23 protein-coding genes are annotated in these 26,841 nt (G+C 69.4%); 8 read left to right on the top strand and 15 right to left on the bottom strand.

The window, feature by feature from the left end:
• From AC36XV_RS05335 to AC36XV_RS05310, 6 genes are all read right to left on the bottom strand, one after another.
• A partial coding sequence (locus AC36XV_RS05335; protein ID WP_492202647.1) for a DNA polymerase III subunit alpha occupies positions 1-2,651 on the bottom strand: 2,651 nt, incomplete at its 3' end.
• A 280-nt stretch (positions 2,652-2,931) separates the two neighbouring features.
• Positions 2,932-4,293, bottom strand: coding sequence for a DinB/UmuC family translesion DNA polymerase (locus AC36XV_RS05330; RefSeq protein WP_492202646.1), 1,362 nt, complete (start codon positions 4,291-4,293; stop codon positions 2,932-2,934).
• Positions 4,294-4,361: 68 nt separating this feature from the next.
• Entirely contained in the window at positions 4,362-5,087 is a 726-nt protein-coding gene (locus tag AC36XV_RS05325) for a hypothetical protein (protein ID WP_492202645.1), read from the bottom strand.
• Between the two features lie 136 nt (positions 5,088-5,223).
• Positions 5,224-7,623, bottom strand: coding sequence for a tetratricopeptide repeat protein (locus AC36XV_RS05320; protein WP_492202644.1), 2,400 nt, complete (start codon positions 7,621-7,623; stop codon positions 5,224-5,226).
• An 11-nt stretch (positions 7,624-7,634) separates the two neighbouring features.
• Entirely contained in the window at positions 7,635-8,927 is a 1,293-nt protein-coding gene (locus AC36XV_RS05315; protein ID WP_492202643.1) for a hypothetical protein, read from the bottom strand.
• 10 nt (positions 8,928-8,937) lie between these two features.
• A complete protein-coding gene (locus AC36XV_RS05310; RefSeq protein WP_492202642.1) occupies positions 8,938-9,984 on the bottom strand; it encodes an SH3 domain-containing protein in 1,047 nt (348 codons plus the stop codon).
• 143 nt (positions 9,985-10,127) lie between these two features.
• Between AC36XV_RS05310 and AC36XV_RS05305 the strand changes: the two genes are divergently transcribed.
• Genes AC36XV_RS05305 through AC36XV_RS05280 form a run of 6 tightly spaced genes read left to right on the top strand, consistent with a single transcriptional unit; the run spans position 10,128 to position 16,277 of the window.
• Complete coding sequence (locus tag AC36XV_RS05305; RefSeq protein WP_492202641.1) at positions 10,128-10,907, top strand: hypothetical protein; 780 nt, start codon at positions 10,128-10,130, stop codon at positions 10,905-10,907.
• A 13-nt stretch (positions 10,908-10,920) separates the two neighbouring features.
• Positions 10,921-11,700 carry a formate dehydrogenase accessory sulfurtransferase FdhD gene (locus tag AC36XV_RS05300; protein WP_492202640.1) on the top strand — a complete coding sequence of 260 codons (780 nt, stop codon included), beginning with the start codon at positions 10,921-10,923 and terminating at the stop codon, positions 11,698-11,700.
• Entirely contained in the window at positions 11,697-12,365 is a 669-nt protein-coding gene (mobA, locus tag AC36XV_RS05295; RefSeq protein ID WP_492202639.1) for a molybdenum cofactor guanylyltransferase, read from the top strand. Before AC36XV_RS05300 ends, mobA begins: the two co-directional genes overlap by 4 nt.
• Before the next feature lie 2 nt (positions 12,366-12,367).
• Entirely contained in the window at positions 12,368-13,924 is a 1,557-nt protein-coding gene (dacB, locus tag AC36XV_RS05290; RefSeq protein ID WP_492202638.1) for a D-alanyl-D-alanine carboxypeptidase/D-alanyl-D-alanine endopeptidase, read from the top strand.
• The gene (locus AC36XV_RS05285) at positions 13,921-15,198 is read left to right on the top strand and encodes a molybdopterin molybdotransferase MoeA (RefSeq protein WP_492202637.1); all 1,278 of its coding nucleotides are present in this window, start codon (positions 13,921-13,923) and stop codon (positions 15,196-15,198) included. The genes dacB and AC36XV_RS05285 overlap by 4 nt, the downstream gene beginning before the upstream one ends.
• Complete coding sequence (locus tag AC36XV_RS05280) at positions 15,195-16,277, top strand: WD40/YVTN/BNR-like repeat-containing protein (RefSeq protein WP_492202636.1); 1,083 nt, start codon at positions 15,195-15,197, stop codon at positions 16,275-16,277. The genes AC36XV_RS05285 and AC36XV_RS05280 overlap by 4 nt, the downstream gene beginning before the upstream one ends.
• 15 nt (positions 16,278-16,292) lie before the next feature.
• Here the strand turns inward: AC36XV_RS05280 and AC36XV_RS05275 are convergent, their stop codons facing one another.
• The 5 genes from AC36XV_RS05275 to AC36XV_RS05255 all read right to left on the bottom strand — a co-directional run bounded on the left by AC36XV_RS05275 (position 16,293) and on the right by AC36XV_RS05255 (position 20,821).
• Positions 16,293-17,375, bottom strand: a complete 1,083-nt coding sequence (locus tag AC36XV_RS05275; protein ID WP_492202635.1) for a 3-oxoacyl-ACP synthase III family protein — start codon at positions 17,373-17,375, stop codon at positions 16,293-16,295.
• 186 nt (positions 17,376-17,561) lie between these two features.
• Positions 17,562-18,341 (bottom strand): hypothetical protein, encoded by a 780-nt coding sequence (locus tag AC36XV_RS05270; RefSeq protein ID WP_492202634.1) that lies wholly within the window; start codon positions 18,339-18,341, stop codon positions 17,562-17,564.
• Positions 18,342-18,408: 67 nt separating this feature from the next.
• Complete coding sequence (locus AC36XV_RS05265) at positions 18,409-19,641, bottom strand: glycogen-binding domain-containing protein (RefSeq protein WP_492202633.1); 1,233 nt, start codon at positions 19,639-19,641, stop codon at positions 18,409-18,411.
• Positions 19,642-19,649: 8 nt separating this feature from the next.
• Positions 19,650-20,249 (bottom strand): hypothetical protein, encoded by a 600-nt coding sequence (locus AC36XV_RS05260; protein WP_492202632.1) that lies wholly within the window; start codon positions 20,247-20,249, stop codon positions 19,650-19,652.
• 2 nt (positions 20,250-20,251) lie between these two features.
• A complete protein-coding gene (locus AC36XV_RS05255; protein WP_492202648.1) occupies positions 20,252-20,821 on the bottom strand; it encodes an RNA polymerase sigma factor in 570 nt (189 codons plus the stop codon).
• 114 nt (positions 20,822-20,935) lie between these two features.
• Between AC36XV_RS05255 and AC36XV_RS05250 the strand changes: the two genes are divergently transcribed.
• Together AC36XV_RS05250 and AC36XV_RS05245 are read left to right on the top strand one after the other, a co-directional pair.
• On the top strand, positions 20,936-22,027 hold the full coding sequence (locus tag AC36XV_RS05250; protein WP_492202631.1) for an alanine racemase: 1,092 nt from the start codon (positions 20,936-20,938) through the stop codon (positions 22,025-22,027).
• A gap of 147 nt (positions 22,028-22,174) precedes the next feature.
• A complete protein-coding gene (locus AC36XV_RS05245; RefSeq protein WP_492202630.1) occupies positions 22,175-22,993 on the top strand; it encodes a hypothetical protein in 819 nt (272 codons plus the stop codon).
• Positions 22,994-23,037: 44 nt separating this feature from the next.
• Here the strand turns inward: AC36XV_RS05245 and AC36XV_RS05240 are convergent, their stop codons facing one another.
• The 4 genes from AC36XV_RS05240 to AC36XV_RS05225 all read right to left on the bottom strand — a co-directional run.
• The gene (locus AC36XV_RS05240; RefSeq protein ID WP_492202629.1) at positions 23,038-24,735 is read right to left on the bottom strand and encodes a putative ABC transporter permease subunit; all 1,698 of its coding nucleotides are present in this window, start codon (positions 24,733-24,735) and stop codon (positions 23,038-23,040) included.
• A 1-nt stretch (position 24,736) separates the two neighbouring features.
• The gene (locus tag AC36XV_RS05235; protein WP_492202628.1) at positions 24,737-25,495 is read right to left on the bottom strand and encodes an ABC transporter ATP-binding protein; all 759 of its coding nucleotides are present in this window, start codon (positions 25,493-25,495) and stop codon (positions 24,737-24,739) included.
• Positions 25,492-26,355, bottom strand: a complete 864-nt coding sequence (locus AC36XV_RS05230; protein ID WP_492202627.1) for a hypothetical protein — start codon at positions 26,353-26,355, stop codon at positions 25,492-25,494. The genes AC36XV_RS05235 and AC36XV_RS05230 overlap by 4 nt, the downstream gene beginning before the upstream one ends.
• Positions 26,352-26,841 (bottom strand): NTP transferase domain-containing protein (locus tag AC36XV_RS05225; RefSeq protein WP_492202626.1); only part of this gene is annotated, 490 nt, incomplete at its 5' end. The genes AC36XV_RS05225 and AC36XV_RS05230, both read right to left, overlap by 4 nt.

Here is a 26,841-nt window from a genome sequence, read left to right as displayed (position 1 = left end):
GACACCTCCTCCGCCTCCGCGGGCGTTCCGTCGACACGCGACTCTCGGCGACGACGAGGAGATCCCGCAGGAGCTTCGCTTTCGAGAGAGGGCTGGTCCGGTCGTACGTCGAACCGCCCTGGAAGCGGGGATTCTCCGGAGTGCGCCTCCGCAGCGGACGGATCGGCCGCGAAGCGTGCAAAGCCATCACCGCGAGGACTCGCGCGCGGAGGAGGATCCCCGACTTCCAGCGTGGACTCCCACTCCGAATGAGCCAGATCGACGGGACGGACCTCCACCCCGTGCCGTCGCGCATCCTGGATGATCGTGGCCGGTGAATAGAAGCCCATCGGCTGGGCGTTGAGGAGCGCCGCGTAGAACTCCGGAGCATAGTAGTGCTTCAAGTAGCACGAAGCGTATACGAGCAGGGCGAAGCTGGCCGAGTGGCTCTCGGGGAAGCCGTAGTTGGCGAACGCCGTCAGGTGCTTGAGGATCTGTTCGGACACGTCGGCCGACACCCCGTTTCGCCGCAGTCCGTCGATCAGGTCCCTCTCGACCTCCCGCATCTTCCGGTGAGAACGCTTGAATCCCATGGCCCGCCGCATGTTGTCCGCCTGCGCAGGAGTGAAGCCGGCCAGCGTGATGGCCACCTTCATCCCCTGCTCCTGGAACAGCGGCACCCCGAGCGTCCGCTTCAGCAGCGGCTCGAGACGGGGGTCGAGGTACGTGACGGGCTCCTCGCCGTTTCGCCGCCGCAGGTACGGGTGGACCATGTCGCCCTGAATCGGCCCCGGCCGGATGAGGGCCACCTCCACGACCAGGTCGTAAAAGCAGCGAGGCCGCATCCGCGGAAGCGTGTTCATCTGAGCGCGGGACTCGATCTGAAATACACCGACCGTGTCCGCCGCGCAGATCATGTCGTATACGGCTGGGTCGTCGGGAGGAAGTCGGGCGAGGTCGATCGACACCCCGCGAGTGCGCCGGACGAGGTGGATCGCATCTCCGAGCAGCGTGAGCATGCCGAGACCCAGTAGATCGAACTTGATGAACCCGGGCAGGTCCAGATCGTCCTTGTCCCACTGGATCACCGTACGATCCGCCATCGAAGCCCGTTCCACCGGCACCAGCTCTCCGATCGGCCGATCGGAGAGCACGAAGCCGCCCACGTGGATCGAGCGGTGACGCGGGAGGTCCTCCAGCCCCGCCACCGTTCGCACCAGGGCAGCTGCCCGGGAATCGGAAACATCGAGTCCGGCGCTCGCCACTCCCCCTTCGGCCAGCCTTCGAGCCGCGTCGATCGCGCCGCCGCGGTCCACCTCCAGGGAGAGGCGATCGCTCTCCTCGGAGGAATAGCCCAGGACCCTGGCCGCGTCGCGGGTCGCCATCTTCCCGCGGTACGTGATCGACTCGCACACCATGGCCGCATGGCGGCGGCCGTACTTCCGGTACACGTACTGGAGCACCTCCTCGCGGTCCCGGTGCGCGATGTCCAGGTCGATGTCCGGTGGCTCGTGGCGTGATTCGGAAAGAAAGCGCTCGAACAGAAGGTCCAGTCCGACGGGATCCACGGCGGTGATCCCGAGGCAGTAGCAGACGGCCGAGTTGGCGGCCGATCCCCTTCCCTGTACCAGGATGCCGCGCCGGTTCGCGAACCGGACGATGTCCCACATGATCAGGAAGTAGTCCGCCAGCTCGAGGCGTCCGATGATGCGGAGCTCGTGCTCGATCTGGCGCGCGTGAGCCGGACCGAAATGATCGCCGTACCGCTCGCGCGCTCCCTGCTCGACCAGCCCCCGGAGAAATACGCCCGGATCTCCACCGCCGGGAACTTCGAAAGAAGGGAGACGCGGTTCGAGCTCCTTCATGTGAAACTGGCACCGATCGGCCACCCGTACCGTCTCCCGGAGCGCTTCCCGGCTCCAGCGCCTTCGCATGTGAGCGGCCCCCTTCAGGAACCATTCGCCGTTGGGGGGCAGCCGGTCGCCCGCTCCATCCAGGGTCGTGCCGTACCGCAAACAGGTCAGAACGTCCAACACGATCCGGTCTCGTGGCCGGGCGTACCGGGGTGCGTTGACGGGAAGCCATGGGAGCCCGTGCTCCCGGGCGTGATCGACCCAGGCGGAGCAACGGCGTGCATCGGTCGGAAGACCGTGGCGCTCGAGCGCGAGGTGGAGCCGATCCGGGAAGAGATCCCGCAGCCGCTCGATGCGATACGCCAGCCCCGGCGTTCCGGGCAGCAGGTTCTGCGTCATCACGAGACAGGTCAAACCCGCCGTGCGACCTTCGATCTCCGTGGATACGAGTCCGGGAGAGCCCCGGGGAGACGCGAGGCGTGCGCGGGTGATCAGTGCCGACAGCGAGTGGTAGCCCTCGATCGACTCGCACAGGAGCACCAGGCGCAATCGTCCCTCGCCGACGCTCCCCCCGATGGCCCTCCTTCCCGGGCCCAGGAGGATCTCTCCCCCGATGATCGGTCGCACTCCCGCATCGTCGCACGCGCGGGTGAAGCGCACGGCGCCCCCCAGGTCGAACACATCCGCGAGGGCGAGGGCCCCGAGGCCGAGGGCCGCCGCCTGCTCCGCCATGTCCTCCGGGTTCGAAGCTCCCGCCAGGAGGGAAAAGGCCGATCGCGCCGCCAGCTCCACGAACTGGACAGGGGGTTCCCCTTTCACGAGCGAGTCCTCGCTTCGCTGCGGAGGCTCGTTCCAGGGAAACCGCCCTGTCCGCGCGGAAACGGCCTTTTCGTCATCGGGCCCTGGAGCTCCCTCCGATGAGCGGCCTCACCCTCTCGGAGCGCCTTTCCCAGGGTTTCACATTCCGATGAGTCCCTGCTCTTTGCCGGAGCGCGTCTCCGCAGCGCCCCGGTTTCTTCGCTCCGATGAGCGGTCTCATCCTCTCGGAGCGCCTTTCCGCAGCGAAGCGAGGACTTGGCGCGAAGAGAGGGTGAGCCGCTCAGTCGTACACCCCGTGCAGCCACCATCGCGCCGCCTTCTCCTTCCCTCTCCACTCCCTGTACAGCCACAGCAGCTCGCCCGCGTCCGTGCAGGCCCGGTAGTATTCGCGGCGATACGGGTCCTTCCACCAGTCGCCGGAAAGACGCTCCGGCCCTTCGGCGACGACCAGCGAGCGGCGCCCGGCGCGATCACGGATCTCCCGGGGACATCCCTCGCGGACCCGCACCTCCACCTCCACCGGATCGGCCAGGAGATGAAGCGTGCTCTCCAGCTCGCCATCGGCCGATACGATCCGGCTCGTGCCGGGAGGAGGGTCGGAGCGGGCCTTCTCCTCTTCCGGCGTTTCCACGGAAGCCGCGGGCCGCCATCGATTGCGGGACTCGGGCCGGTGGACCTCGCGTGGATCGGGCCATGCCACGGCCTCGGGTCCGAGGCGCGCGCGCAGGCGGGAGAGGGCCGCGGCCGCAGCCATCGGGTCCCGCCAGTCTCCCGCGAAGAGGTCTCCCTGGCGTGCTCCGGGAGGGGCCGTCTCCTCCACTTCGAGCTCGATCTCCCGTACCGGGGCCGTCAGGCGACCGGTCGTGTCCACGGCACGCTCGAGCGCCGCGCGGCACAGGTCGTACAGCAGGTCCTCCCTCCTCGTCGCCCGGGCCGGACGCACCGTGGCCCGCTGTGCGGCGGACGACCCTTCCAGTCGAAGCTCCAGCGACAGACGGGATGCACAGCGTCCCACCCTCAGAAGATCCGAGCACACCCGGTGCAGCAGGTGGCGGAGCACGAACAGAAGCGGTTCCAGCGTGTCCGCCGCTCCCTCCAGCTCCATGGAGGCCGCCGGCAGGTCATCGGCCGCCAGGGCGCGAAAGACCCGGTCGTCCTCCGCGCAGGCCCACCGGTGCGCCTGCAGACCGACGGGCCCGAACCGGACCTCCAGCTCGTTGCGGTCCCGATCGGCCAGCTCCCCGATGCGACGAAACCCGAGGGACCGAAGGGTCTCACGCAACTCTCCGGAAATCGGCAGCACCGACAGGGGAAGAGGAGACAGGAAGGCCCGCCCGTCTCCCGGGGGGACCCGGATCGAAACCTCTTCTACCTCGATCCCGTGCGGGAACGACGACGGATCGGGAAACCGGCCGCGCAGGTGTCTCGCCAGTATCGCCGCGGCATCGGACACCACGGCCGCGTCCGCTATTCCGACCCAGGCTTCCCCGACGCCCGTCTCGAGCGCCGCTTCGTGGAGGGTCTTCGCCAGCGCCTTTTCGCCGCCCCTCCGGTCCCATCCCCGCGCATCCACCCGGCAGGTGCCGGGACGTACCGGCGCCACACGAGGCGAGCCGGCGAGCAGTGCCGTCGCGAGACGCATCCCGCCATCCGCTCCCATGGCGGGGATCGGCCCTGCAAGGACGGTCGCCACCCGGGAAGGCGCGGCGTTCAACTCGCCGGCCCTTTCCGATCTCGTGCCGGCTCGGATCCCCACGGGGCAGAGACCGGACACAACAGGGGGACCTCGACGGCGCCCCTCTTCCCGACACGTACCCAGATGGGGCGGACGGAAGCGAGAAACGGACCGAAGGCAGCCGGCACGGATTCCACCCGACCCGGACGGAACGAGAGCCGGAGGGCCGCCAGGGGAACGTGCCCCACCGTGAAGAACACGGCGTTCGCTTCCTCGGCGAGGCGCTGCAGGCGTATCGTCACGGCGCGTTGCAAAAGAGGGACGGAGCGAACCGTGCTCTCTCGCGGTCCGCCGCAGGCCGGCCCCAGGAGCGCCACGGCGCCGAACGCTCCGCTGCGGAGAATCAGGTCCGCACACCAGGTGGCTTCGGACGGCTCGGGCGGGCGAATGACCCAGAACCTTCCCTCTCCCGCGATCAGACCGACCCAGTCGGGCGCATACAGGGAACGGGCGGGATCGATGAGCGCGACCGATTCGCCGGTGGCCCGCAGTCCGGCCAGGGCGACCCTGAGCAGCGTGGTCTTGCCGCTGGACCCGGGACCGAGCCACTCGATGACCCGCCCACGTGGCAATCCGCCCCCCGGCAGCAGCCCGTCCAGCGAGGAGATCCCCGTGGAGACGATCCCGCCCGGGGGGCGAGGCCTGGACTCGATCTGCTCGATCTGCCGTTCCAGTTCCACGATGGCCGCGGAACGCCGCATCGTTCCTCACTCCCGAATACCGAATAAAAACCGAAAGTCCGACGATGATACAACACCGCCCTCGTATCCGGCAAGGCGGCACGAGGGCGGTTTCGGATGCGGCGATCCGAGGTTCGCTTCAGGTCAACGATTCACGTCAGTTCGATCGCGGGACCCCGAACCTCACTCCGAGGGCGAAGCGCCAGAAGGAGGGCACTCCCGGCGGTGTCTGGTATTGTACGAATCCGTCCACCGCGAAGGCGCGGCTCACCTGATACCACAGCCGCGCGGAGCCATCCCACAGGCTGCCGCTGAGCTCTTCGGAGGCGTCGCTGTCGACGTTCCCGTAGGCGGCGCGGGGCTCGATGCCGAAGCCCGATGCGGCCTCGAAACGGACGCCGACGCCCACCCGGATCTCCTTCTTGGGCGACCGGTTGGGCACGTCGGGCGGCAGTCCGGTGAGCTCCGAGCCGAAGTAGTCCCCGTAGGAGATGGCGGGCCTCACCTCGAGGCCGGGACCGGCCGGGATGCTTCCTTCGCCGAACACGACCCAGTCGTCCCGATCGTACCAGTGGCCCAGCCACCCGCCCAGCTTGAGCCACCCGCCCGACCCGAGACCGAAGGTCTGGTCCAGGGTCCACGTGGTCTGGATCGTCCCGCCCACCGGCTCTTCCCGACGCCCGATTTCGAACGACGTGCGGTACGCCCGGTCCGCCCCGTAACTGTATCCGAGCCCCCCGTAGAAGCCCTCGATGTCGTCGCGGCCGCGGACCAGGTAGGGGTGCCGGAAGCTCAGCATGTTGTCGAACGCGAACCACAGCTCGAACCCGGCGCCCGGCCGGATGTCGAGCTCGGCCCAGCGGAACCCCGGATCGCGACCGTTGTCATCCGTGTAGCCGCCCCAGACCTTCGCCTCGAGCAGCAGCGGGCTCTCCGCCAGGCGGTCCAGCCCCCGCAGCGCGTCTTCGTTCGCCGGGTCCAGGTCGAGGGCCCTCTGATAGGCCTCCCGCGCACCCGCTTCGTCGCCGAGCCGACTTCGCGCATCTCCGAGCCCCACCCACGACCTCACGTCGGTCCGATCCTGAGAGAGAGCGAGCTCGAACCAGCGGGCCGCCTCCGCCGTGTTTCCGACCCCGAGGCTGGCGCGGGCCATGCCGACCTGCGCCGTCCGGCGCGAGGGCTCCGCCCGGAGAATCGCCCGATAGCGGATCACCGCCTCGGCGTCGTTCCCTTCGGCCAGGTAGGTGTCGGCCACCCCGGTCGCCGCCCTGAGGTCGGACGGATCGGCCTGCAGAACCCGTTCGTACTGCTCGCGGGCTCCCGCGATGTCTCCGGCCTCGAGGAGGATCGCCCCCTCGGCGAGCGCGGCCTCGATCGCCGCCACCGTCATCCCGCCTCGCGTGACCGGGAAACGGATCGACTGCATCGCGCTCCCGGCACTCACCGTAACCGTCGTCTCAGCGCCCCCGGCGCCCATGGTGATCCGGGTCGCTGCCTGGCCCCGGTCGTCCGCGCGGACCATCTGCGGGTTCACCGCACCGTTCGTCGCCGTGAAGCGCACCTCGATTCCCGGCACCGGGCGGCCCCCCGGTCCCTGGACCGCCACGACGAGAGGGACGGGAAGCTCTTCAGCGACCTCCCCCGACTGGTCGCCGCCTGAGATGAAGGCGATCGCCGCCGCCTCGGCGGCCGGCTGGGCCACCCCGCTCGCTCCCAGCTCCTCTCCACCCGAGACGTACACGAGACTCTGGGCTCCCTCCAGCAGGGACGGAACGAGCGAGACGGAGAGGACCCCCCCGGCGGACGTCCGACCCGAGGCGAGGACCGCTCCCGTCGCGGCGCCGGCCCGAACCTCCAGGGGCACGCCGGTGGTCCCGTTTCCGTACGCGTCGGTGACCCGGACGGTCAGCGCCACGGGGCTGTCGTCCAGCCCCAGAGCAACGGGATCGGGCTCGCCGGTCGCTCGCGCCGGAGCGGCGGGGGACACCCGGATCGTCACCGCCCGTGAGCCCCCGATCTGCGTTCCGCTCGCCAGGGTCAGGTTGTACTCCCCGGCTCTCGGCCCGACGGGAAAGACGAAGGCCCCTTCCCCTTCCCCATCCGTCTCCGCCCGGGCGTCCGACCCTCCGACCAGCGCTCCACTGCCCACGAGTTGAAGTCGGAGTCCGGCTCCGCCACCCCGGACGGTGACGGGTATCCGCACGGTGTCGCCCGCGGTGACGTTGAAGATCCGCCTCTCCAGCTGCCACTGGCGGGCGGTGGCGGGAGCGGTCGGCGGCGCCGCGCCTCCACACCGATCGATCGCCGTCATGATCGTGTCATCGGCGCCCAGCGCCCGGAAGTCGTCCCGATCCCTGGCCGTCGGCTCGAAGGAGAGACAGCTCTGCCGGATGATCCCGGCGATCTCGGCCTTCGAGTACGTGGTGCCGGTCAGCAGCCGGATCACGTCGCTCTTCTGCAACGGCTCGGCTTCCTGGCCCCACAGCGTGGCCGGACAGAGCAGGAAGAGGAGAAGAAAGACCCGGAGGAAGAGGACTCGGCGTCTGCGTCGGGGCATGGAATCAAACCTCATTCGGGACGGGGACACCCGGAGGCGTCGAAGTGCTCGTTCAGGCGGTTCATGTCGCCGACCAGCTGCTCGTACCGGGACTCCATGGACTCGTCGACCGCGTCTCCGAGCCGCGCAAAGGCGGCGGCCATCGAGACGAAGGCCTCGTCCGCTCCCGCATAGCCCCCCGCCAGAAGCTCACACCCGATCCGACCGAGGTCGAAGTCCTGACGCCGCTCCTGGTACCGGAGCATGGCCTCCTCCAGCTCCGTCGCCGTGTCGGTGAAACGCTGGATCTCCGGCGGGACGGGCGGCGGCCGCTGCACCGGCGTGACCGCCGGCGCCTCCGGCTCGCCCCCCGATTCGAACAGCTGCAGTCCTCCCCAGTAGCCCCCGATCGCCACGGCGACGATGGCGACGAGCCAGATGATCCCCCGCCGACGGATGGGAAGCCGGGGATACAGCCGCTCGGCCTCGTTGTCCGCCAACACCAGGGTCATGGAAGAGGCGGCTGGCTCCCTCCCGGGCCGCACTGGCTCCACGGGTGGAACCTCCGCGGCGGACGTTTGCTCGACCTCCCCGGCATCCTCACGTTCGTCCGCCCGAACCTCCCGGTCCGGCTCGTAGTTCGTCCAGCGCACCGCGGAGGGAATCGGCCCGGAGACCGGCATGTCCTCGACCGCGAGCAGCTCGCGGAACGGTCCGATCTCGCCCCCGATTTCTCCATCTCCTGCGGCGGGACGGAACACGCCTCCGAGCGGCCTCGCGGGGTCCGGTACCGTGAGAACGCAGCACTGCCACGGTTCGGCGAAGTACCGGTCGTTCATCTCCCGGTCCCCCTCGGAGAGCATCAGGCCGAGGAGATAGTGCGTGTGATACCAGCCGACGAGCACACCTCCATGCTCGCGAAACACCGGCTGAGCCTCCGCCCACGCCCGAAGCAGGTACGGATCGGGGGCATCCTCGGACATGCGCTCCGGGGCCGGAACGACCCGGTCGACGACCGAGTAGTGGACGCCGGTCTCCGGGCACCGGTAGAGACGCCCGAGCAGGAAGCCGAAATGCGACTCCGAGTCCTCGGCCTCCCGGGACCGCCGCTCGATCTGTCGCAAGGCGGAGCGAGTGAGGAACAGCTCGTAGGGCCCCTCTTCAGCCGGCCCGACGGGGTCGCCTGGATCTCGCCTCGGCTTCCACAGCACGGAGCGGTCGACGGGCATGGTGGCCCGGTGATGTCGCGCGTCGCCCGCCGCGGCAGCGGAACCCCGCGCCGCGTGACGCAGCGAAACGTCGCCGGACGGGTTTCCCTGGCTCATCGGAGCCTCCTCAATCCAGCGCGATCAGGTCGATTACGGGACGACCCATGAGGGCCGAGCGACCCGTGCGAACGCGACCGAACACTTCGATCACCTGAAGCGGCCGGAGCGCCTCGGCATCGGCCAGAAGCTCCGGAGGCACGGCCACGTACACGAACCCCTGCTCACCGTCGGCCGCGCGGGCGAGGATGAACGGTTCATTCTCGTAAAAATCGACGCGCGCCGGCTCCGCCCGCTCCACCGACACGAACTGCAGCCGCCAGCGAACCCGACGTCCGCGATACTGGTCCGGATTCGCCAGCACATCGGCGGGTGTGAGCGCCTCCAACACGGCCGCCGAGTCCGCCGGCACCGTCGCGGGAACCCACACCCATCCTTCCAGGCGCACCCGGGCCCAGCTCCCCTCGCGCGACAGCACCTCGAGGTCCGCCGAGGGTCTCAGCACGGCCAGGGTATCGCCCGACGGCGATATGTGGAGCCCCACCCGGGACTCCGTGACGACGATACGATCGGGCAGGTCGGCCGGGGAAGCAGGCCGTTCCGCCTCGACGGTCGACAGGGCGGGCTCGGCTGTCTCCGCGGGCGGCGCCGCCGCGGGAGTGGCGCCGGAGACGTCGACCACCGATTCCGCCCACACCCAGGCCGTCCGGCGGACCCGCGTCCAGTTTCCCTGTGTCCCAACCTGGTCCAGGAGCATGCCCCGGAGGAGCCGCGCCACCCTTCGCGCCTCTCCATCCGGAGACTCACGAAGGTTCTCGCCTCCGGGACTGGAGACGATGAGATCGAACCCGTCCCGGTCGGTTCCCGCGACCGACGGGGTCCATATCCACCCATCCACGGTGGCGCGGACCCACCGGCCCTGCCGGGCCTCGACGTCGAGAAGCGCCCCCTCGAACACCGTCGCCAGCCGATTGCTGCTCGTGACCCGCGGCTCTTTGCGGAAGTTCTCCTCGGGCACCGTGACGCGCACGGTCTGGGCGAGCGCGGCAGCCCCTCCGGACCCCGCGATCAGGGCCAGGGCGAGCACCGAGCGAATGGTCGTCTTTCTCAGCGTCATCCGAACTGGAAATGGGAGGGTCCGGCCTCTACATTGGGCCACTTGAGTCCCCGTCCCGGCGCATCGCCTTGTCCGGCGTCGCATCGTGACGGGGCTCCGCGGTTATCGGTGTCGAGTATAGACGACGGCTCGAACGAGTGTCAATGAGATTCCTGCATAGAGCAAAGCTTGGAAGGTCGGTTCTCCGCCGGGTCGCCATCTCCGGGCTCGTGATCGCCGCCGCCGCGGTCGGTCCGAGGCCCGCGACCGCCCAGGACGAAGTCATCGCGGCCCCGGGGGACACGATCGACACGCCGTATCGATGGATCGAGAAGGGCACCCGGCTCGGGCTCGTCGGCGGTTACATCTTCACCGACCGGGGCAACCCTCCGTTCGGACCGGGTCCGTCCCCGATTCTCGGCGCCCGCCTCCGCGCCCGGCTGAGCAGTCCGCTGTCGCTCGAGATCGGCGTGGCGTACGGCAACTCGAACGAATACGTGATCGATCCGCGCCTCCCGGGTGGACCGGCCGTGGTGGACACCGTCGGGGCGAGCTGGCTCCTGATCGAGGCTTCCCTGCAGTTCGCCCTCACCGGGGCCCGAACGTATCGGAAGATCCAGCCGTACTTCCTCCTCGGCGGCGGCATCCTGCAGGGGCTGAGCACGGAGGTGAGCGACGTGCTGGCCTCTCCGAAGCAGCCCTTCGAGTACGAGATCGGCACGTCGGGCATGGTCCACATCGGCCTCGGAGCGGAGTACGACATCTCGCCCCGGCTCGGGCTGGCGATCGAGGCCCGGGACAATTTGTGGCACATCTCGACGCCGGACGGCTGGTTTTCGCTCGATGTCCTGGAGAACATCCTCGACTCGGGAGCGGTCGCCCCGGATGAGGCGACGTGGACGAACAACATCGAGTTGACGGCGACCCTCTACTACTACTTCTGAACACGGTGAGGCGGTGAGGGACGGCACGGACGATGGCCCGGGCGGTGCGCTGGCCCCGGAATCCCTGGTTCGTGTCCGAATCGACGGCGACCGGTGGCTCACCTGGTCGTGCACCGCTCACGACCTCCCGACTCTCGCCCTCGGGTGGCTCGCCTGCGAGGGCGTGACGCACGATCCCCGTGAGGTCACATCGCTGGATGTCACGGACGGCCCCCCGGGCTGGGCGGCCGAGGTCCGGATCCAGCTCGCGGACCGGGCGGCCGAGAGGCTGGCGGGGACCCTGACGGCGGGCGCATCCGCATCCGCCCGCCCGCCGCTACCCCCAACCGTATCGCTCCGGCGGGCGTCGGCTGCGCCCTCGCCCGAGCTGCGGGTCGCGTTGCAGGATCGGGATGCCATGGCGGCCTGGTTTCGGGACATGTTCGAGCGCGCGGAGATCCGCTCCGGCGTCGGTGGGGTGCATACCGGGGGACTCGTCTTCGAAGGACGTCTCGTCGGCGTCGTGGAGGACGTGAGCCGTCACCATGTGGTGGATCGATTGGTGGGACGGGCCATCCAGGAGCGCGTACCGCTCGGCGAAGCGATCCTCCTCGTGAGCGCCCGCATCTCCGGCAGCATGGCCGCCAAGGCCTGCCGGGCCGGCGTGGGCGCCCTCGTCTCACGGTCCATCCCGACCGAGCTGGCGGCGGCCATCGCCGCCGGCAATGGCCTGATCCTGGTGGGCCGGGCCCGCCGGGAGCCACCGCAGTATCACTGGCCCGCCGTGCCCGGGACGGCGGGATCATCGTCGTGAGCGGGACGCGGACCCGCCTGCTCGGCGCCGTTCTCGCCGGCGGTCGCAGCCGCCGTTATGGATCGGACAAGGCCTTCGCCGAGCTCGGCGGGCTCACGTTGTCCGAGCGAGCGGTCGGGACCCTGCGGCCGGTGGCCCGGCACGTCGGGATCATCGCGAACGACGGGTCGGAGCCCGTGAAAGGCGTCCCGGTGCGACCGGACCTCGTGCGCGGCGCCGGCCCGCTCGCCGGGATCCTGACGGCGCTCGATTGGGCGCAGGAAGAGGGGCTCGAAGGCGCGATCGTCATCGCGACCGACATGCCGTTCGTTCCGTCGGAGCTGCTGCGGGCACTCGCCGGGTCGGCGGAGGGAAGCGACGCCGGCGTGCCGGCGAGCCCGGGCCCTCGCGGGGTCGAGCCCCTGTGCGCCGTCTACGGCACTGGCTGCCTCGCCTCCGTGCGGAGCGCCCTTGACCGGGGGGAGAGGGCGGTGGTTTCGTTCTTCCCGGACGTGGAGGTCCGAATCCTCGGTCTGGACCGCGTGTCGGCCTTCGGGGACCCGGAAGAGCTGTTCTTCAACGTCAACCGGCCGGCCGACCACGACCGGGCGCGCGCTCTGCTGAGCCGATTCGGCCCGGCGGGGCCGGAGGCCGGTCCGGCGCCGCCAGGTCACCGAAAGGAGTGAGGATGAGCACATCGGTTCGCGGATCCGATCGTGCAGGGACGAGGATCGGGGTGCCTCTCATCCTGGCCTCGGTCGCGTGCCTGCTGCTTCGCCCCGTGGCGGCGAGCGGGCAGGAGCCGGCGAGTGCCGGGACACCGGCGTACTCCACGACCCTTTCCTCGCCGGAGCAACTGTCGGTCCGACTGGAGCGCGTTCTCTCGGACCCCGCACTCATCCGCGCCGACGTCGGGCTCGTGGTTCAGGTGGCCGAGACCGGGGAGATCGTCTACGAGCACCTGGCAGAGAAGCTGTACGTCCCGGCCAGCAACACCAAGATCGTCACCGGAGCCGTGGCGCTCGACGCGCTCGGGCCGGACTACCGGTGGGAGACCCGGATCCTCGCGGATGGCCCGATCTCGGATGGGGTCCTGACAGGCGATCTCTGGATCATCGGGGAGGGCGACCCGTGGCTGCAGCGCTCGGAGCTGGAAGCATGGCCGAACCGGCTGCGCGAGGCGGGCATCCGGCGGATCGAGGGCGACGTGATCGGCGACGATCGCGCGTTTCCGGGTCCCCAGTGGCCCCAGGGGTGGTACTGGCACGAGCTGCACGCGGCGTGGGGCGCCGGGGTCTCGGCCCTCCAGTTGAGTCCGAACACGATCCGTGCCCGCCTGGTGCCGGGTGCGATCGGTGCGCGTGCCCGATTCGAACAGGTCCGGCCCGGTCCCGGTCCGGGACTCGACATCGAGGTCTTCACGGGGGCACCGGGCTCCGACGTTCGGCTGGAGTACGAGCCGCCTCCGGAGGGCGGGGCCGTTCGGCTCACCGGCTGGATTCCGGCCGGCGACACCGTCGACCTGCATCTCGCCGCGGAGCACCCGACCCTGTACCTGCTGAGCACCCTCGAGGAGGCGATGCGCGGCGCCGGGATCGAGACCGCCGGGACATTCCGGCGTGCGGGCCGGGATGAGGCCCCGGCCAGGCCTGTCTGGTCCATCACCGAGGATTCGGACTCGCTCGGCGCCGTACTGGCCGAGATGCTCAAGGAGAGCGACAACCAGATGGCCGAGTCGATCCTCCGGACGTTGGGGCGCGAGATCTCCGGAGACGGGACGTCGGCCGGCGGTCTGGAGGTGGTGGAAGGCAGGCTGGCCGGGTGGGGAATCGAGCCGGGCGCGATGCTTCTGTTCGACGGCTCCGGACTGTCCCGGTACAATCGCATCGCACCGACCGCGATGGCCCGACTGCTGCGGGTGATGTGGCGCCATCCCGAGTACGAGGTGTTCCGCGACGCCCTACCGGTCGCGGCCGTCGACGGTACGCTGCGCCGACGCATGGCCGGCACGCCGGCCGAGAGAAACGTGCGGGCCAAGACCGGATCGGTGAGCGCGGCCAGGGCGCTGTCGGGGTACCTGACCGACGGCAGCGGGGAGACGCTCGTCTTCTCTCTGTTCGTCAACGACTACGACGTCCCCGGGAGCGTCGCCGTGGCCCTCGAAGACCTGATCATCGAGCAGGTGGCGCTGTACCGCCGGCCGGTGGAACCCGGCTGGCCCGCCTTCCGGAACGACGAGCCGTGAGCCCCGACCCCGCGGGCGCCCGCCCGGACGGCGGCGCCGATTGGCTCGGGTGGCGGGAAGCGCTCGGGGCGATCCTCGAGCGGTGCGATCCGCTACCCGCCGTGCGAATGGCCGCTGCGGACGCTCTCGGCTGTGCGATCTCGAAAGAGGTGCGAGCCGAAGTGGCTCACCCGCCCTGGGACAACAGCGCCATGGACGGCTACGCCGTACGCGCGGAGGATGTCACCGGCGCCTCGGAAGACCGCCCGATCGTCCTTCCCGTTTCCGACGACGTGCCGGCGGGAGCGTTTCCCCGCGGACCGCTGGCGGCGGGGACCGCGGCTCGGGTGATGACCGGAGCGCCCGTGCCGGCCGGCTCCACCGGAGTGGTGCGGGTCGAGCACACCGCGGAGACCTCCGCCGACTCGATCACGATCCTCCGGGATTCGGATGCACGGCGCAACATCCGTCGCCGGGGCGAGGACATCGAGGAGGGAGCGCTTCTCTTTCGTCCAGGGGAACCGGTGACACCGGCCACGGTCGGTGTGCTTGCCATGCAGGGCATGGCCGAGGTGACGGTACGGCGGCGGCCGAGAGTCGGCGTGCTCTCGAACGGGAACGAGCTGGCCGATTTCGATGAGGTGGGAGAGGTGAGGGCGGGACGGCGGATCATGAACTCCAACGGCCACGCCCTGGCGGCTCAGCTGAGGACGGTGGGCGCCGAGCCGGTGTCGCTCGGCATCGCCCGGGACGACGCGGAGGACGTCCGCCGCCGGCTGGAGCAGGCCACGACGTGCGACGCCCTCATCTCGTCGGCCGGCGTCAGCGTGGGAGACCACGACCAGGTCAAGTCGGCGCTGGACGCGATGGGGATGGAGCGCGTGTTCTGGCGCGCGCGGATCCGCCCCGGCAGCCCGCTCACCTTCGGCCTGTGGCAGGGCAAGCCCTTCTGGGGTCTGCCAGGGAATCCCGTGTCGGCGATGGTGACCTTCGAAGTGTTTCTCCGACCGGCCCTGCGCAAGATGATGGGTCACCAGCACCTCGAGACCCCGCGCGTGCTCGCGCGGGCCCGGAAGGCCGTCACCTCTTCGGCCGACCTCACCCACTTCTACAGGGCCCGTATCGACCCGGTGGCCGGCGATCTCCCGGAGATGGAGCTCACGGGACCGCAAGGTTCGGGCATCCTCACGTCGATGAGTGACGCGCAGGGGCTGCTCATCGTGCCGGAGGGAGTGGCCGCCATCGAGGCCGGCGAGGTCGTCGAGCTGATTCCGCTCCCGGGGGCGTGGTCGTGAGCCGGCAGGTGGTGCTGCTCGTCGGCACGCGCCGCGGCCTGTTCCGAGCCGTCTCCCGCCAGGACCGTGCGAGCTGGTCCATGTCGGGCCCGGCGATCCCCGGATACGAGGTCTACCACGCGGTGCTCGATCGGCGGAACCGCCAGCTCGGGTACGCCGCGGTGCGGCACGAGGTGTGGGGAGCCCACATCTACCGGACTCGGGACGCGGGCCTCACCTGGGAGCCCCTGGAAGCCGGGCCCGCCTTTCGAGAGGATTCCGGGCGAACCGTTCGGGCGATCTGGCACCTCGCCATGGGGGGAGACCGGGAGCCGGAGACCCTGTACGCCGGGGTGGAGCCCGCGTCGCTCTTCGCGTCGCGAGACGCGGGACGGTCGTGGGGCCGGGTCGAGAGCCTGGACGGACACCCCACCGCCTCGGCCTGGCAGCCCGCGAAGGGCGGTCTCGCACTCCATTCGATCCAGGTCGACCCGGCGGACCCGAACCGGATCTTCGTGGCCGTGTCCGCGGGGGGCGCGTATCGCTCGACGGATGGCGGGGGGTCCTGGACGGCCATCAACCGGGGGGTACGAGCCGATTTCCTGCCGGACCCCGAGCCGCAGGCGGGCCAGTGTGTGCACAGCATCCGCCTGCATCCGCGAGCTCCGGAGCGCCTGTATCAGCAGAACCACTGCGGCACCTACAGGACGGACGATGCCGGTGACTCCTGGGTGGAGATCTCGAAGGGCCTGCCGAGCGATTTCGGCTATGTCATGGGTACGGACCCTTCCGATCCCGACCGGTGCTGGGTGATCCCCGAAGAGAGCAGTCACCTGCGCGCCGTGTGTGAAGGGCGCCTGCGGGTCTACGAGTCCAACGATGCCGGATTCACCTGGGTGGCCCGGACGGAAGGTCTTCCGCAGCAACAGGCCTGGGTATCGGTGCTGCGCGAGGCCCTGGCGACCGACGGTCTCGCCCCCTGCGGCGTGTATTTCGGAACCTCGACCGGACACGTATACGCGAGCCCGGACGGCCGCACCTGGAACGAGGTCGCGGCGCACCTGCCAAAGGTGCTCTCGGTGGAGGCCGCGGTTCTCTGAACGAGGGTCAGTCGGTCAGCCGGTCCACTCGATCACGGCACCGGCGCTCGTGTACCCGCCGCCCACCGCGGTGAGCACCAGATTCGCCGGCTCGGGAAGCGGTCCGTGGAGACCCCGCAGGACCTCGTCGAGAGCGATGGGAACCGTCGAGGCCGAGACGTTTCCGCAGGAATCGATGATGTCGATCACCTTACCCTTCGGCAGGTCGAGCGACTTCTCGATCCCCGCGGTGATCCGCTGGTTCGCCTGGTGGGGGATCACGACGTCGATGTCGGCCCAGCCGAGCCCCGTGCGCTCCAGGGCCCGGTCGGCCACGCCGATCATGGACTTGATCGCATTCCTGAGCACGTTGGGTCCGCCCCCCATCGACAGGGTGGGGATCGCATCGCCGGGCCGCATCACCGTCTGCCCGGTGAGGTTCAGGTGGGTGGGCGAGTAGTCGGCCGTCGTGTACGGAGGGGCGAGGAGGCGGCCCCGACCCCGATCGGCGCTCAGCACCACGGCGCCCGCTCCGTCGCCGAATAGCACGGCCGTCTTCGGGTCCGAGTAGTCGACGACCCGGGTCAGGCTGTCTCCCGACACGACGAGCACGTTCCGCGCGGCGCCGGAAGCGAGAAAAGCATGCCCCGCGGCCAGGGCGTACAGGAACCCCGCGCAGGCGGCGTTGAGCACGAACCCCGGTGCCGTCGGAATCCCCATCAGGGCCCCGACGGTGCAGGCAGCGTTGGGCACGATCTCGGCTTCCGTGAGACAGGCCACGAACAACATGTCGAGCTCTCCGGGCTCCATGCCGGCATCCTCGAGCGCCCTTCGGCCGGCCTCGGCGCACATCCATTCCGAGGAACGATCGACGTTCGGATCCAGGACCCGTCGTTCACGGATCCCGGTCACCTGGACCGCCCACCGATCGAACACCTCCGCCGCCGTGAGATCGGACGCCTCCTCCGACTCGATGCCCCGGAGGGAGCCCCGGGCCTGCTCGACGTCGAACGCCTCGCGAATCGCATCGAGCTCGTAGAGATCGAAGTTGTCGACCGATCTCGGAGGAAGGTATCTCCCGGATCCGGCCACGAAGACCTGTGCCTCACTGGTCGTCAATGTTCCCCGCCTGTCGAATCGATGCCCCGAGCCACCCCGCATTCATTGGAGTGACCGGGATCCGTGGGATTTCGGTTGGCGAAGATAGGGGATCCGTCGATCGACCTCAATCTCCGGGGGTCGGGAGGCCGCGTGTGGATCGGGGATGTGCGGAGCGGACGGTGCCGCCCCGGGGGCACATGCGCGTCAACCGCCGTCGCGCATCCTCTGGGGCGGGTCCGAGCCCGGAGGAACGGGTGTGGCGCTGTCGGGACGCCGGCTCGGACTCTGACCGGAGCGCGCTCCGTCCGGCTGCAGCTGCCGGTCGCGCTCCAACCGCCGCGCCTCGGCTCTACGCCTCACCCGATCGACGGCCGTCCGCCAGTCGACGCCCTGCCGCATCTGGCGACGCACGGCGGCCGACAGACCCAGCATCTGGTCACCCCGGGCGCCTGCGTCCATCGCCGATTCCACCACTCGGAGCGCATCCTCGGTCGGAACGCCCGCCCGGGTGAGATCGCCGAGCACGATCAGGGGCACGGCGAGATCACGCCTGCCGCGGTCACGACTCGCGAGGGATCGAATCGCATCCGCCGGCACCCCTCCCCTCAAGGCGTCGGCGGCGGCGGCGAGGCCGGCCGGCCTCTGATCCGGACCCATGAGCCTGACCGCTTCCCGCAATCGGAGAGCGTACGCATCGACTGCCTGGACGACCCTCTCCGGCGGATACCCCTTGGCCGCTCCCTCGAATGCCTTCCGCACGACCAGGCCCGGCGGAACGCCCGCCTCGCTGGCCTGTCGCGCGGTCTCTCTCACCCGGACCGCGTACTCGGCGGGCATGGCATCTTCGAGCGATCGGGCTCCGGCTTCCTGCGCGCACGCATCGCTCGGCCGCCCGGGCCCGATGACGATCAGCAACGCGGCGAGACCGGCTACACACGTGCGCCAGACGTCCACGCTCAGATATCGGAATCGGCTATCGTTCATGGCAACCACCTCATCAGCCGGGCGCCGAACACGCCCTGTCCACTCGTACACAAGACGACCCGGGTCCTCAAGGCGTCACATCGGTGGAGCCCGCATCCTCGACGATCAGGGTCGCCTGCGGAGTCCCCCAGTCGTCCTCCGTCAGCCCCGGAGCATCGGCCGGGACGAACCATTCGCCATCGACCCGGAAGCCGAAGTGATGGACCCCCGGTTCGATCGGAAGGACCGCGGTCCAGGCGTCGCCGGACCGCGTGAGGGGTACGGGTTCCCACTGCGTGAAGTCTCCAACGATCTCTGCCATCCCGGCGTCCGGCAGGCGCACGGTCACCTCCAGCACGGGATCGCCGCCGCCGCTCACCGTCCATGAGAGATCCGACGACGGCTGCATGCGCCACAACTCCAGGCGCACGCCCGCCCCCACCCCGCCCGCCACGACCGTGTCGAGGAGAGGGTCGGGTCCGTACCGTCCGCCGTACGCGGAGAAGAGCGTGCGCTTTCCGGTCCGGATCTGAATTCCGGCTACGAAGACCGGCTCCTCTCCTTCCGGGGTATCCCACCACGAGGCTTCGGCGAAGAAGGATCCGTCGGGCATGGGGATCTCGAACCCGAGTCGTCCCACCACGTATCCGCCCTGCGGACTGTCCCAGGCTCCCACCGCCGCGTGCGGCACGAAGGCTCCGAGTGTCTGTGTGACCTCCAGGCCGCCTCCTGCGGACCACAGGCTGGTGCCGACCGTGAAGCCGACCTCCCATACGCGTCGACCGAACCGCGTGTCCCGAACGAACGTCTCGAAGGTGGTCACCTCCGAGGACCCGATCCCCCCGTAGCCCGTCAGTCGAAGCGTGGTGTTCCCCGGCGAGAAGCGGATCTCCGGCTCCGCGACGGCGTAGGCGGCCCGATAGGGAGCCGGGTCCCCGACCGTGAAGGCCTCTCCGGTGATCGTCACTCCGAGCATCCAGTCCCGGGACAACGGCTCGAACCAACCCGCGACGGCCCGCGCCGCTCCCCAGCTGGCCCCCTGTTCGTCGAGGGCCAGACCCCCGGTGAGACCGGCGTCGAAGAAGCCTCCCCGACCGAAGGTCCCACTGAGGCCCAGACCACCGTTCAGGTAGGTGCTGGCGAGGTCCTCGCTTCCGCCAGGCGGCAGAGAGTACGATGCACCGAGGTCGGCATGGAGCGCGGTCTCCTGAGCGACGGTCAGCCGGGGACACGCCAGGGTCGCCAGCGCCAGCGCGCGACACGCTGCCTGTCGGACCCGGAGCGTCGGGACCGGGCCGGGCGGGCCGGGCGAACACTCCACGCGCCGGCTCAGGTGCCGTTCAGGCTCGACACGGCCACGACCGCGTTCTGCTGACCGAAGCCATCGTCCTGGTACCCCGCGGCGTTCGGGTCCGTCACCCAATCGGACCCGTCGATCACGAACATGTACTCGTGGACGCCGGGCAACAGCGGGACGCGGCCGGACCACGTCCCATCTCCGTCGGCGTCCTCGAGCGAGATGGTCGGCTGCCACTCCGTGAAGTCGCCGACGAGGTGAACCGATTCGGCCGTCGGCGCGTCCACCACGAACTGCACGTAGATGCGGGAATCCGTCGATTCGCGGTCCGGGAGGCCGACGATCAGGGACACGGCCACCAGCAGGGCGGCGAGAGCGACCGCGGCGACCGGCCGTACGGGCACCATCCTCGGACGAAGCAACCAGTCCACCCAGCCCGGTCGCCCCCTCGATCGCTCGCTCGACAGGGCGGACATCACACGCTGCTCGAAGCCGAGCGGTGCTCCCGCCGGCGTGCTCGATCGCAGCTCCTTCACGAGCCGATCCCATTCGGCTGCCTCCTCGCGGAGCTCCGGAGGCAGCGACTCGAGGGAGATCTCTCCGTCCAGATAGGACTGCAGTCGACTGTCCATCCTCATCCTCGCAGTGGATCGCGCAACAGACCCTGGAGCTCCTCCCGGGCCCGGTGCACTCTCATCTTCAGGGCCGGGACCGAGACCTCCAGGATCCTGGACATCTCGGTGTACGACCGTCCTTCGATATGCTTCATCACGAAGGCCTGTTTCTGCTCGACGGCCAGTGCATCGAGTGCCCGGTCGATCTCGCTCCGCACCCGGCTCCGTTCGGCCTCCTTCTCCGGGTTCCCCTCTTCCGCCTCGAGTCCGTAGACCTCCTCGACCGGCACCGTCGCTCTCCTGGACTTCAGGAAGTCCTTGCATGTGTTGGCGCCGATCCGGTAGAACCACGCTCCGACCCGCTCCGGATCCCGGCATCGGCGGAGGCCGCGATGCGCCTTGATGAATGCGGACTGTACCGCATCGGCTGCGTCGTCCGCGTTGCCGGTCATTCGCACGGCGTGCCGGTACAGGACATCCTGGTATCGACGAACGAGCTCGCCGAAGGCAGGGTCCGAACCGCGGAGCGCGTTCCGCACGAGCTCGGCATCCGTTGCGTTCTCGATCTCTGACCTCGCGTCGGGTTTCACGTTCAAGACGACTCCGGTGGACGTTTCGTCACACCCGACCGCAAAGCACGCTGCCTTCCTGCGATCGTCGCGAGGCCGTGACAGGCGCGGGCGCATCGTGGTACGTTGGCGCCCATGGCGACGATACACGACCTCCCGACCCCGGCATTGCTGCTCGACGTCGATGTACTGGAGCAGAACCTCCGTCGCATGTCCGCACGATGCAAGGATCTCGGGGTCGCCCTGAGGCCTCACGTGAAGACGCACAAGTGCCTGGAGATCGCGGCGGCTCAGCGGCTTCTCGGCGCCCGGGGGGTCACCGTATCCACGCTCCCGGAAGCCCGGGTCTTCGCGGATGGCGGATTCGACGACATTACGTGGGCGTTTCCTGTCCCGCCGGGGCGCGTCGCGGAGGTGGTGGAACTGGCCGAGCGGGTACGGCTCGGGGTCGTCGTCGACTCGGAAACGGCGCTGCAGGCCCTACTCGACTCGGATGCGCCGGCTCGCGTGTGGCTCAAGATCGACTGCGGGAACGGCCGTGCCGGCCTCTCTCCCGAGTCCGCGGCTCCGATGCAACTGGCCCGGAAGGTCATCGATGGGGGTCTGGAGCTCGCCGGCCTGCTCTCGCACTCGGGAGACGCCTACAGGGCCGGATCTCGACACGAGATGACGCGGATCGCCGAACACGAGCGGAAGTCCATGACCGACCTGGCGGAGCGCCTGGCCGGGGACGGCATCGAGGTGCGCGAGATCAGTGTCGGATCGACTCCCTCCATGTCGGCCTGCCGCTCCCTGGAAGGCGTCACCGAAGCACGACCGGGCAACTACTCCCTGTACGATTACACGCAGGTGCTCCTGGGCTCCTGCGAGGTTCCGGACTGTGCCGCCACCGTTCTGACGACCGTGGTCTCGAGCCGGTCGGACCTGGGAACTTCCGTGGTGGACGCGGGCGCCCTGGCGCTCTCCCTGGACCCGGGACCCCCGCTGTCGGGCCGGAAGAGCTTCGGAGAGGTCCTCGATGCGGAATCCCCGGGCCGCGTGAGGCGAAATGCCCGACTGACGGCACTCAGTCAGGAGCACGGCATCGTCTCCCGCCCCTTCCCGGTGGGTACCCGGCTGCGCGTCATTCCCAACCATTCCTGCCTCACCGTGGCCTGTTTTGACGCTTTTTCCGTCGTCCGGGACGACGAAATCCTCGATTCCTGGCGAATCCACAGAACGCGCTGACTCCTCTGGCACGCGAGATGCGAGGTTCTGCCTCGCACGGATCCGCTCCGGGTCTACGAAAGGCCCGTGGACCGGTCGCGGAGTCATAGCGGCCCGGCGACGTGCACCCCCGTCGGATGCAGCTGAAGACAGAAAGGAAACCGGGGGATGACAGTGGACGGAGAGGTCTCGATGGCCAGAGTCGGCAATGCCGCCGATCGAGAGCACAGCTCGCACTACCTCGCTGCCGTCGCCGGCGTCGCCGTGGTGGTCGCGGTCACTGCGTGGCTTACGCAGAACCGAACGATGGCGGCTGCCGCTGCGGCCCTCGGGCTGTATTCGCTCCATCTGTTCAGCATCCGGTTCCTGCTCGAGAACCAGAAGCGCCAGCAGCGGATGCTCGACGCCCAGTGGGAAGTGCTGCAGCGTTTCATCGGAGCCGACGAGGGAGCCGCGGCGACGGTCGAGGAGCTCGTTCCGGCCATGCCCATCGATCGTGATGCACCGGAACGGGCCCGCTCGTCCGAGCCGGTCGCGCCTGACGTTACCGTGCCTCCCGCCGAGTCCCTGCAGGTCCCCGACCAGCATGCCGCGGCGATCGAGATCGAGGCGGCGGCGATCGAGGAGGAAGCGTCCGCGATGGATTCCGGGATCCTTCCAGCCCGGCCGGTGAACGCTGAAGAGGCCCGGACTTCCGGAGCGGAGGTGCCCGTCCCAAGGCACTTCGCCCTCGGCACCGTGGCGCTCGTTCGAAACCTGCTCTCTCCGGCAGAGGTGGCCCGGGTGTTGCTCGAGCAGCGCATGCAGCCCGGTAAGAAGTTCGGTGTCCTGGCCGTGGAAATGGGCCTGCTGACGGACAGCGAGCGGGAGGAGCTGCTCCTGGCCCAGCAGGAGGGCCTGTTCACCGACGGGGAGATGGCCGAGGCACGCCAGAGGCTTCGAGAGTTCCGTCAGAATGCCGCGCATTCGATGGCCGGCCTCGACTAGCGCCCGGACTTCGGCCGCCCCTCTCGCTCCCCGGTCTCACCGGATCAGCGACCCAGACGATCCAGCCTTCGTACCGCGGCCCGATACGGGAGCGCGGCCGCCACCGCGCATCCGATCAGCGTGCCTGCCAGCGCGATGCCCAGTTCGGATGGAAGCGGATCGCGGGGAACGCTGCCCGGCAGTCCCGAGCGGAGGAAGCCGCGAAGCGCCCAGACCTGCAGCGCGAGCACCGATCCCAGGGTCACCACGGCTCCGAGCATGAACAGGAGCCCTCCGATCGAGGTCGGGATCTGCGCCGCGTTCTCCGACTCGAATTCCGGATAGAAGACGCCCCAGGTCAGGGCCTGCGCCGTGAAGGCGAGACTCAGTGCTACCGTCGACGCGAGCGAGAGCGCCGCGAGACCCGCCGGTACCCCGAGCAGGTGATTCGTCACGCCCGTGAGGAGGAGAGCCAGCGAAGTCAGCGGCACGGCGCCGACCCAGAACTTGGCCCCGAGCAGCGTCCCGGAGGTGAGCGGAGCCGAGCCGAGGAGCCACAGGGTCTGCCCCTCGAGGCTGAGGGCGGGGAATACGAACCTCGCCGCGATCGCGGCGAGGACGAATCCGGACAGGGCGAGGTTCAGGAAGACCACCAGGGTGATCAGGTAGCGGGTGATCATCTCCCCCGAGCTGAGCGGGAGCACCCGGATGTTGTAGACGTACACCACGACGAGCACGCCGAGGATGATGAGCTGCGACCATTGGGTCGTGTCCCGGAAGAAGACCCGGACGTCCTTCAGCACCAGCTGGCGAGTCTGGAGCGATACACCCGCCAGTGCCCGTTCCAGCCACCGCCAGCCCGCGTGCTGCCGCACCTGGTTCTCGGCTCCCTCCTGAGCCCGGGTGAAACACACGGAATAGAGGGATCGGTGCAGGATGGCCCCGAGCGTGATCGTCCCGAGGGCCGTCGTCCACAGCAGCACCAGCAGGAACGGATCGAATTCCCCCTGCAGGAACCCGGTCAGCGCATCGGCCCCCCACTGGGAGGGGAGCCACGGTGAGGAGGGTCCACGCAGGGCCGCCATGAAGTCCACCAGGTTCCGATAGGACTCCGGGTTCACGAGCCGCTCCGGCCGGAGCACGCGCAGTAGCAGAACCACCAGGCCGACGGCGACGATGGCGACGATCCCGAGAATGTCCTTCGAGCGCCGGGCCGGAAACACGCGGACCAGCAACAGCGTGGTCGCGCTGCCGATCGCGGCCGGAATGAGGAGGAACGGGCCGATCGCGAGACCGGACAGGGCGACGAACGCCCAGCCACCCTCGTATACGCTCTCGTAGGCCGCCAGCATGGGCACCAGCATCAGCACGACCATCCACGAGGAGCTGACGACGGTCTCCGTGAGCCGGGACAGGTAGACGGAAAGCCAATCCACCGGCGCGGCGCGGATCCACGGCAGATCACGCGACAGGAAGAAGCTGGATAGAGCGGAGATCAGGTTCGAGAGGAGGAGGATCCCGAGGAAGACGAGGAGTCCCAGGGACAGCAGCTTGGAGGCGAGCAGCGGGCCCACTTCCTCGACGCCGCGAAGCGCGCGGAGCAGCCTTCCGAGGGTGAGGTAGATGAAAGGCCAGGCGGCGGCGCCGATCCCGAGAACCATGACGACGCGCCCCCACCGGCCACGACCCGCGACGCCGCGTCTCCTGGCCGACATGGCCTTGGGAGACAGGAGAAGGGCATACTCGCGCAGAACCGAGGACACCTCAGCCTCCGAGCACGCGCGCGATCTCCGAGTCCGTCGCCCCCCGGGTGATCCTCAGGAAGATCTCCTCGAGGCCGGCGGACTCGGAGGCGGCCTGTCGACGCAGGTCATCGATCGAACCGGAAGCGACGACCCGTCCGCGATCGATCACCGCCAGGCGGTCACACAGGCTCTCGGCCAGCTCGAGCGTGTGCGTCGACACGAGAACCGTCCCGCCTTGATCCGCGAACGTCCGCAGGACGTCCTTGAGAAGCCAGGCCGAGCGCGGATCGAGCCCGACCATCGGCTCGTCCACGACGAGCGCGGCCGGCCGGTGCACGAGGGCGCACGAGAGGATCAACTTCTGTCGCATCCCATGCGAGTACGATTCCACCAGCTGGTCCCGCCACGGGCCGAGGTCCCACAGCTCGAGCAGCTCATCGATTCGTAACTCCACATCCGGCCCCTCGAGGCCGTGCAGGCCGGCCGAGAAGCGCAGCAGTTCGGCCCCGGTGAGCTTGTCGTACACGAACGGCCGATCCGGCACGAATCCGAGCAGACCCCGGGCCTCCCGGGGCTCGCGCACGTTGTCATGCCCGGCCACGAGCACCCGACCGGCGTCCGGCTGGAGGATCCCCGCGATCATGCGCAGCGTGGTCGTCTTTCCCGCCCCGTTCGGCCCGAGGAGTCCGAAGATCTGAGAATCGCCGATTTCGAGATCGATGCCGGCGACGGCGGTGAACTCGCCGTACCGTTTCGTGAGCCCTTCGAGAACGATCATTCCGAGTCCTCGCGCGGGGTGGAATCCCCCGCCGTGCCGGCGCCGGATACGGCGCCGCGGGTGAAGAAGGCCAGCTCGAACGCGGTTCGCTCGACGCGCAGACCGCCGAAGATGTCGCCGTCCACCAGGCGGCCGTCCTCATCGACCCATCCTTCCCGGACCGCGTCTCCCTCCCCGCTCCGCACTCGCCATGCGCGGACCGTGTCCTCACGCACCGGGATCCATTCACCGGAGATCGAGTCCGTGTCCGCGCTGTCGGGGAAAGTCAGCGACCGTGCCTCGAGTACCCGGATCTCCCGGGAACGGGTCGCGGTGACGATCGGATCGAACACCAGCGCTTCATACCGGTGGCCGGGTTCGGCCAGACCGCTCGCCGCCAGCCGGAGGCGCCATCCCGAGGAGGTGGTCGTCGACTCGGGGATCGAAACTCGCGCCTCGACGCGTCCGTCGGGACCGTACACGACGATCGCCGAATCCCCTTCCGATACGATTCGTATCCGTACCGTGTCCGTGCCCACGATCGAGGTGTGCGTGAGGCTGTCGAGGCCGAGGCTCGCATCCAGGAACTCGTCCGACTCCCTCTCGGACCGCGCGATGAACCCGAGCGCCGGCCGATCGAGGAACACGCGATCCCGCACGTGAAATCCCGACGCCCCGGGCAGCGTGTCGATCTCCACCTGCGCCCAGCCGGCCCTTTCCGCTCCGCGATAGACCACGTAGTACGCGACCCCCGGGGGCACCGTCCGGACGCCGGCCGCCAGCCTCTCGGCGCGAGCGGGGAACCAGACGCGCCGGGCCTGCCAGCCCAGGGCCGCGATCCACGCGACCAGCAGGATCGCCGCGAGGCGTCCTCGACTCACGGGTCCGTGCTCCGCAGACGGGCGAGCGCCAGGGCCTCCCGGGTGTCCACGTCGATCGGAGCGTCACGATCGATGGCGACGTGCACCTGCGGCAGGTCCGAGCCGGCGATGAGGTTCCACAGGCTCGCCTGCGGAGCGGCGTCGCGGGCGAGGTTCCGTATGGACACGAGCGCTCCGGACTTCAGCACCACCGGGTGCCCCGGACGGTCCCGGTAGCGCGCACGGCCGGCCAGCGCGTCACCCTCCCGGACCACCGTCACCACCTGCCGAACATCGTCCGGTCGGAGTCCCGGCTCGTCACCGAGTAGGATGGCGACCCCGGGGACGGTCAGGCGTCGGACGCTCTCGAATCCCGCCATCACCGACGCGAGTCGTCCCTGCTCGCCCGGAACCGGAACGAAGCACACCCCCCGGCCGGCCAGCAGCGCCCTGATGCCGGTACCCGGTCCCGACGTGGCCACGAGGATGGGTTCCAGGCCGGCGGAT

This window comes from Candidatus Benthicola sp. (genome assembly GCF_058719085.1).
The sequence above is the reverse complement of the archived record's forward strand: the minus strand, read 5'-3'. Positions and strand labels throughout refer to the sequence as shown.

Bases quoted from the DNA above. Each gene is read 5' to 3' on its own strand.
- AC36XV_RS05330 (WP_492202646.1), bottom strand. From the start codon at position 4,293: ATGCGTCTCGCGACGGCACTGCTCGCCGGCTCGCCTCGTGTGGCGCCG.
- AC36XV_RS05325 (WP_492202645.1), bottom strand. From the start codon at position 5,087: ATGCGGCGTTCCGCGGCCATCGTGGAACTGGAACGGCAGATCGAGCAG.
- AC36XV_RS05320 (WP_492202644.1), bottom strand. From the start codon at position 7,623: ATGCCCCGACGCAGACGCCGAGTCCTCTTCCTCCGGGTCTTTCTTCTC.
- AC36XV_RS05315 (WP_492202643.1), bottom strand. From the start codon at position 8,927: ATGAGCCAGGGAAACCCGTCCGGCGACGTTTCGCTGCGTCACGCGGCG.
- AC36XV_RS05310 (WP_492202642.1), bottom strand. From the start codon at position 9,984: ATGACGCTGAGAAAGACGACCATTCGCTCGGTGCTCGCCCTGGCCCTG.
- AC36XV_RS05305 (WP_492202641.1), top strand. From the start codon at position 10,128: ATGAGATTCCTGCATAGAGCAAAGCTTGGAAGGTCGGTTCTCCGCCGG.
- dacB (WP_492202638.1), top strand. From the start codon at position 12,368: ATGAGCACATCGGTTCGCGGATCCGATCGTGCAGGGACGAGGATCGGG.
- AC36XV_RS05270 (WP_492202634.1), bottom strand. From the start codon at position 18,341: ATGAACGATAGCCGATTCCGATATCTGAGCGTGGACGTCTGGCGCACG.
- AC36XV_RS05260 (WP_492202632.1), bottom strand. From the start codon at position 20,249: ATGGACAGTCGACTGCAGTCCTATCTGGACGGAGAGATCTCCCTCGAG.
- AC36XV_RS05250 (WP_492202631.1), top strand. From the start codon at position 20,936: ATGGCGACGATACACGACCTCCCGACCCCGGCATTGCTGCTCGACGTC.
- AC36XV_RS05245 (WP_492202630.1), top strand. From the start codon at position 22,175: ATGACAGTGGACGGAGAGGTCTCGATGGCCAGAGTCGGCAATGCCGCC.
- AC36XV_RS05235 (WP_492202628.1), bottom strand. From the start codon at position 25,495: ATGATCGTTCTCGAAGGGCTCACGAAACGGTACGGCGAGTTCACCGCC.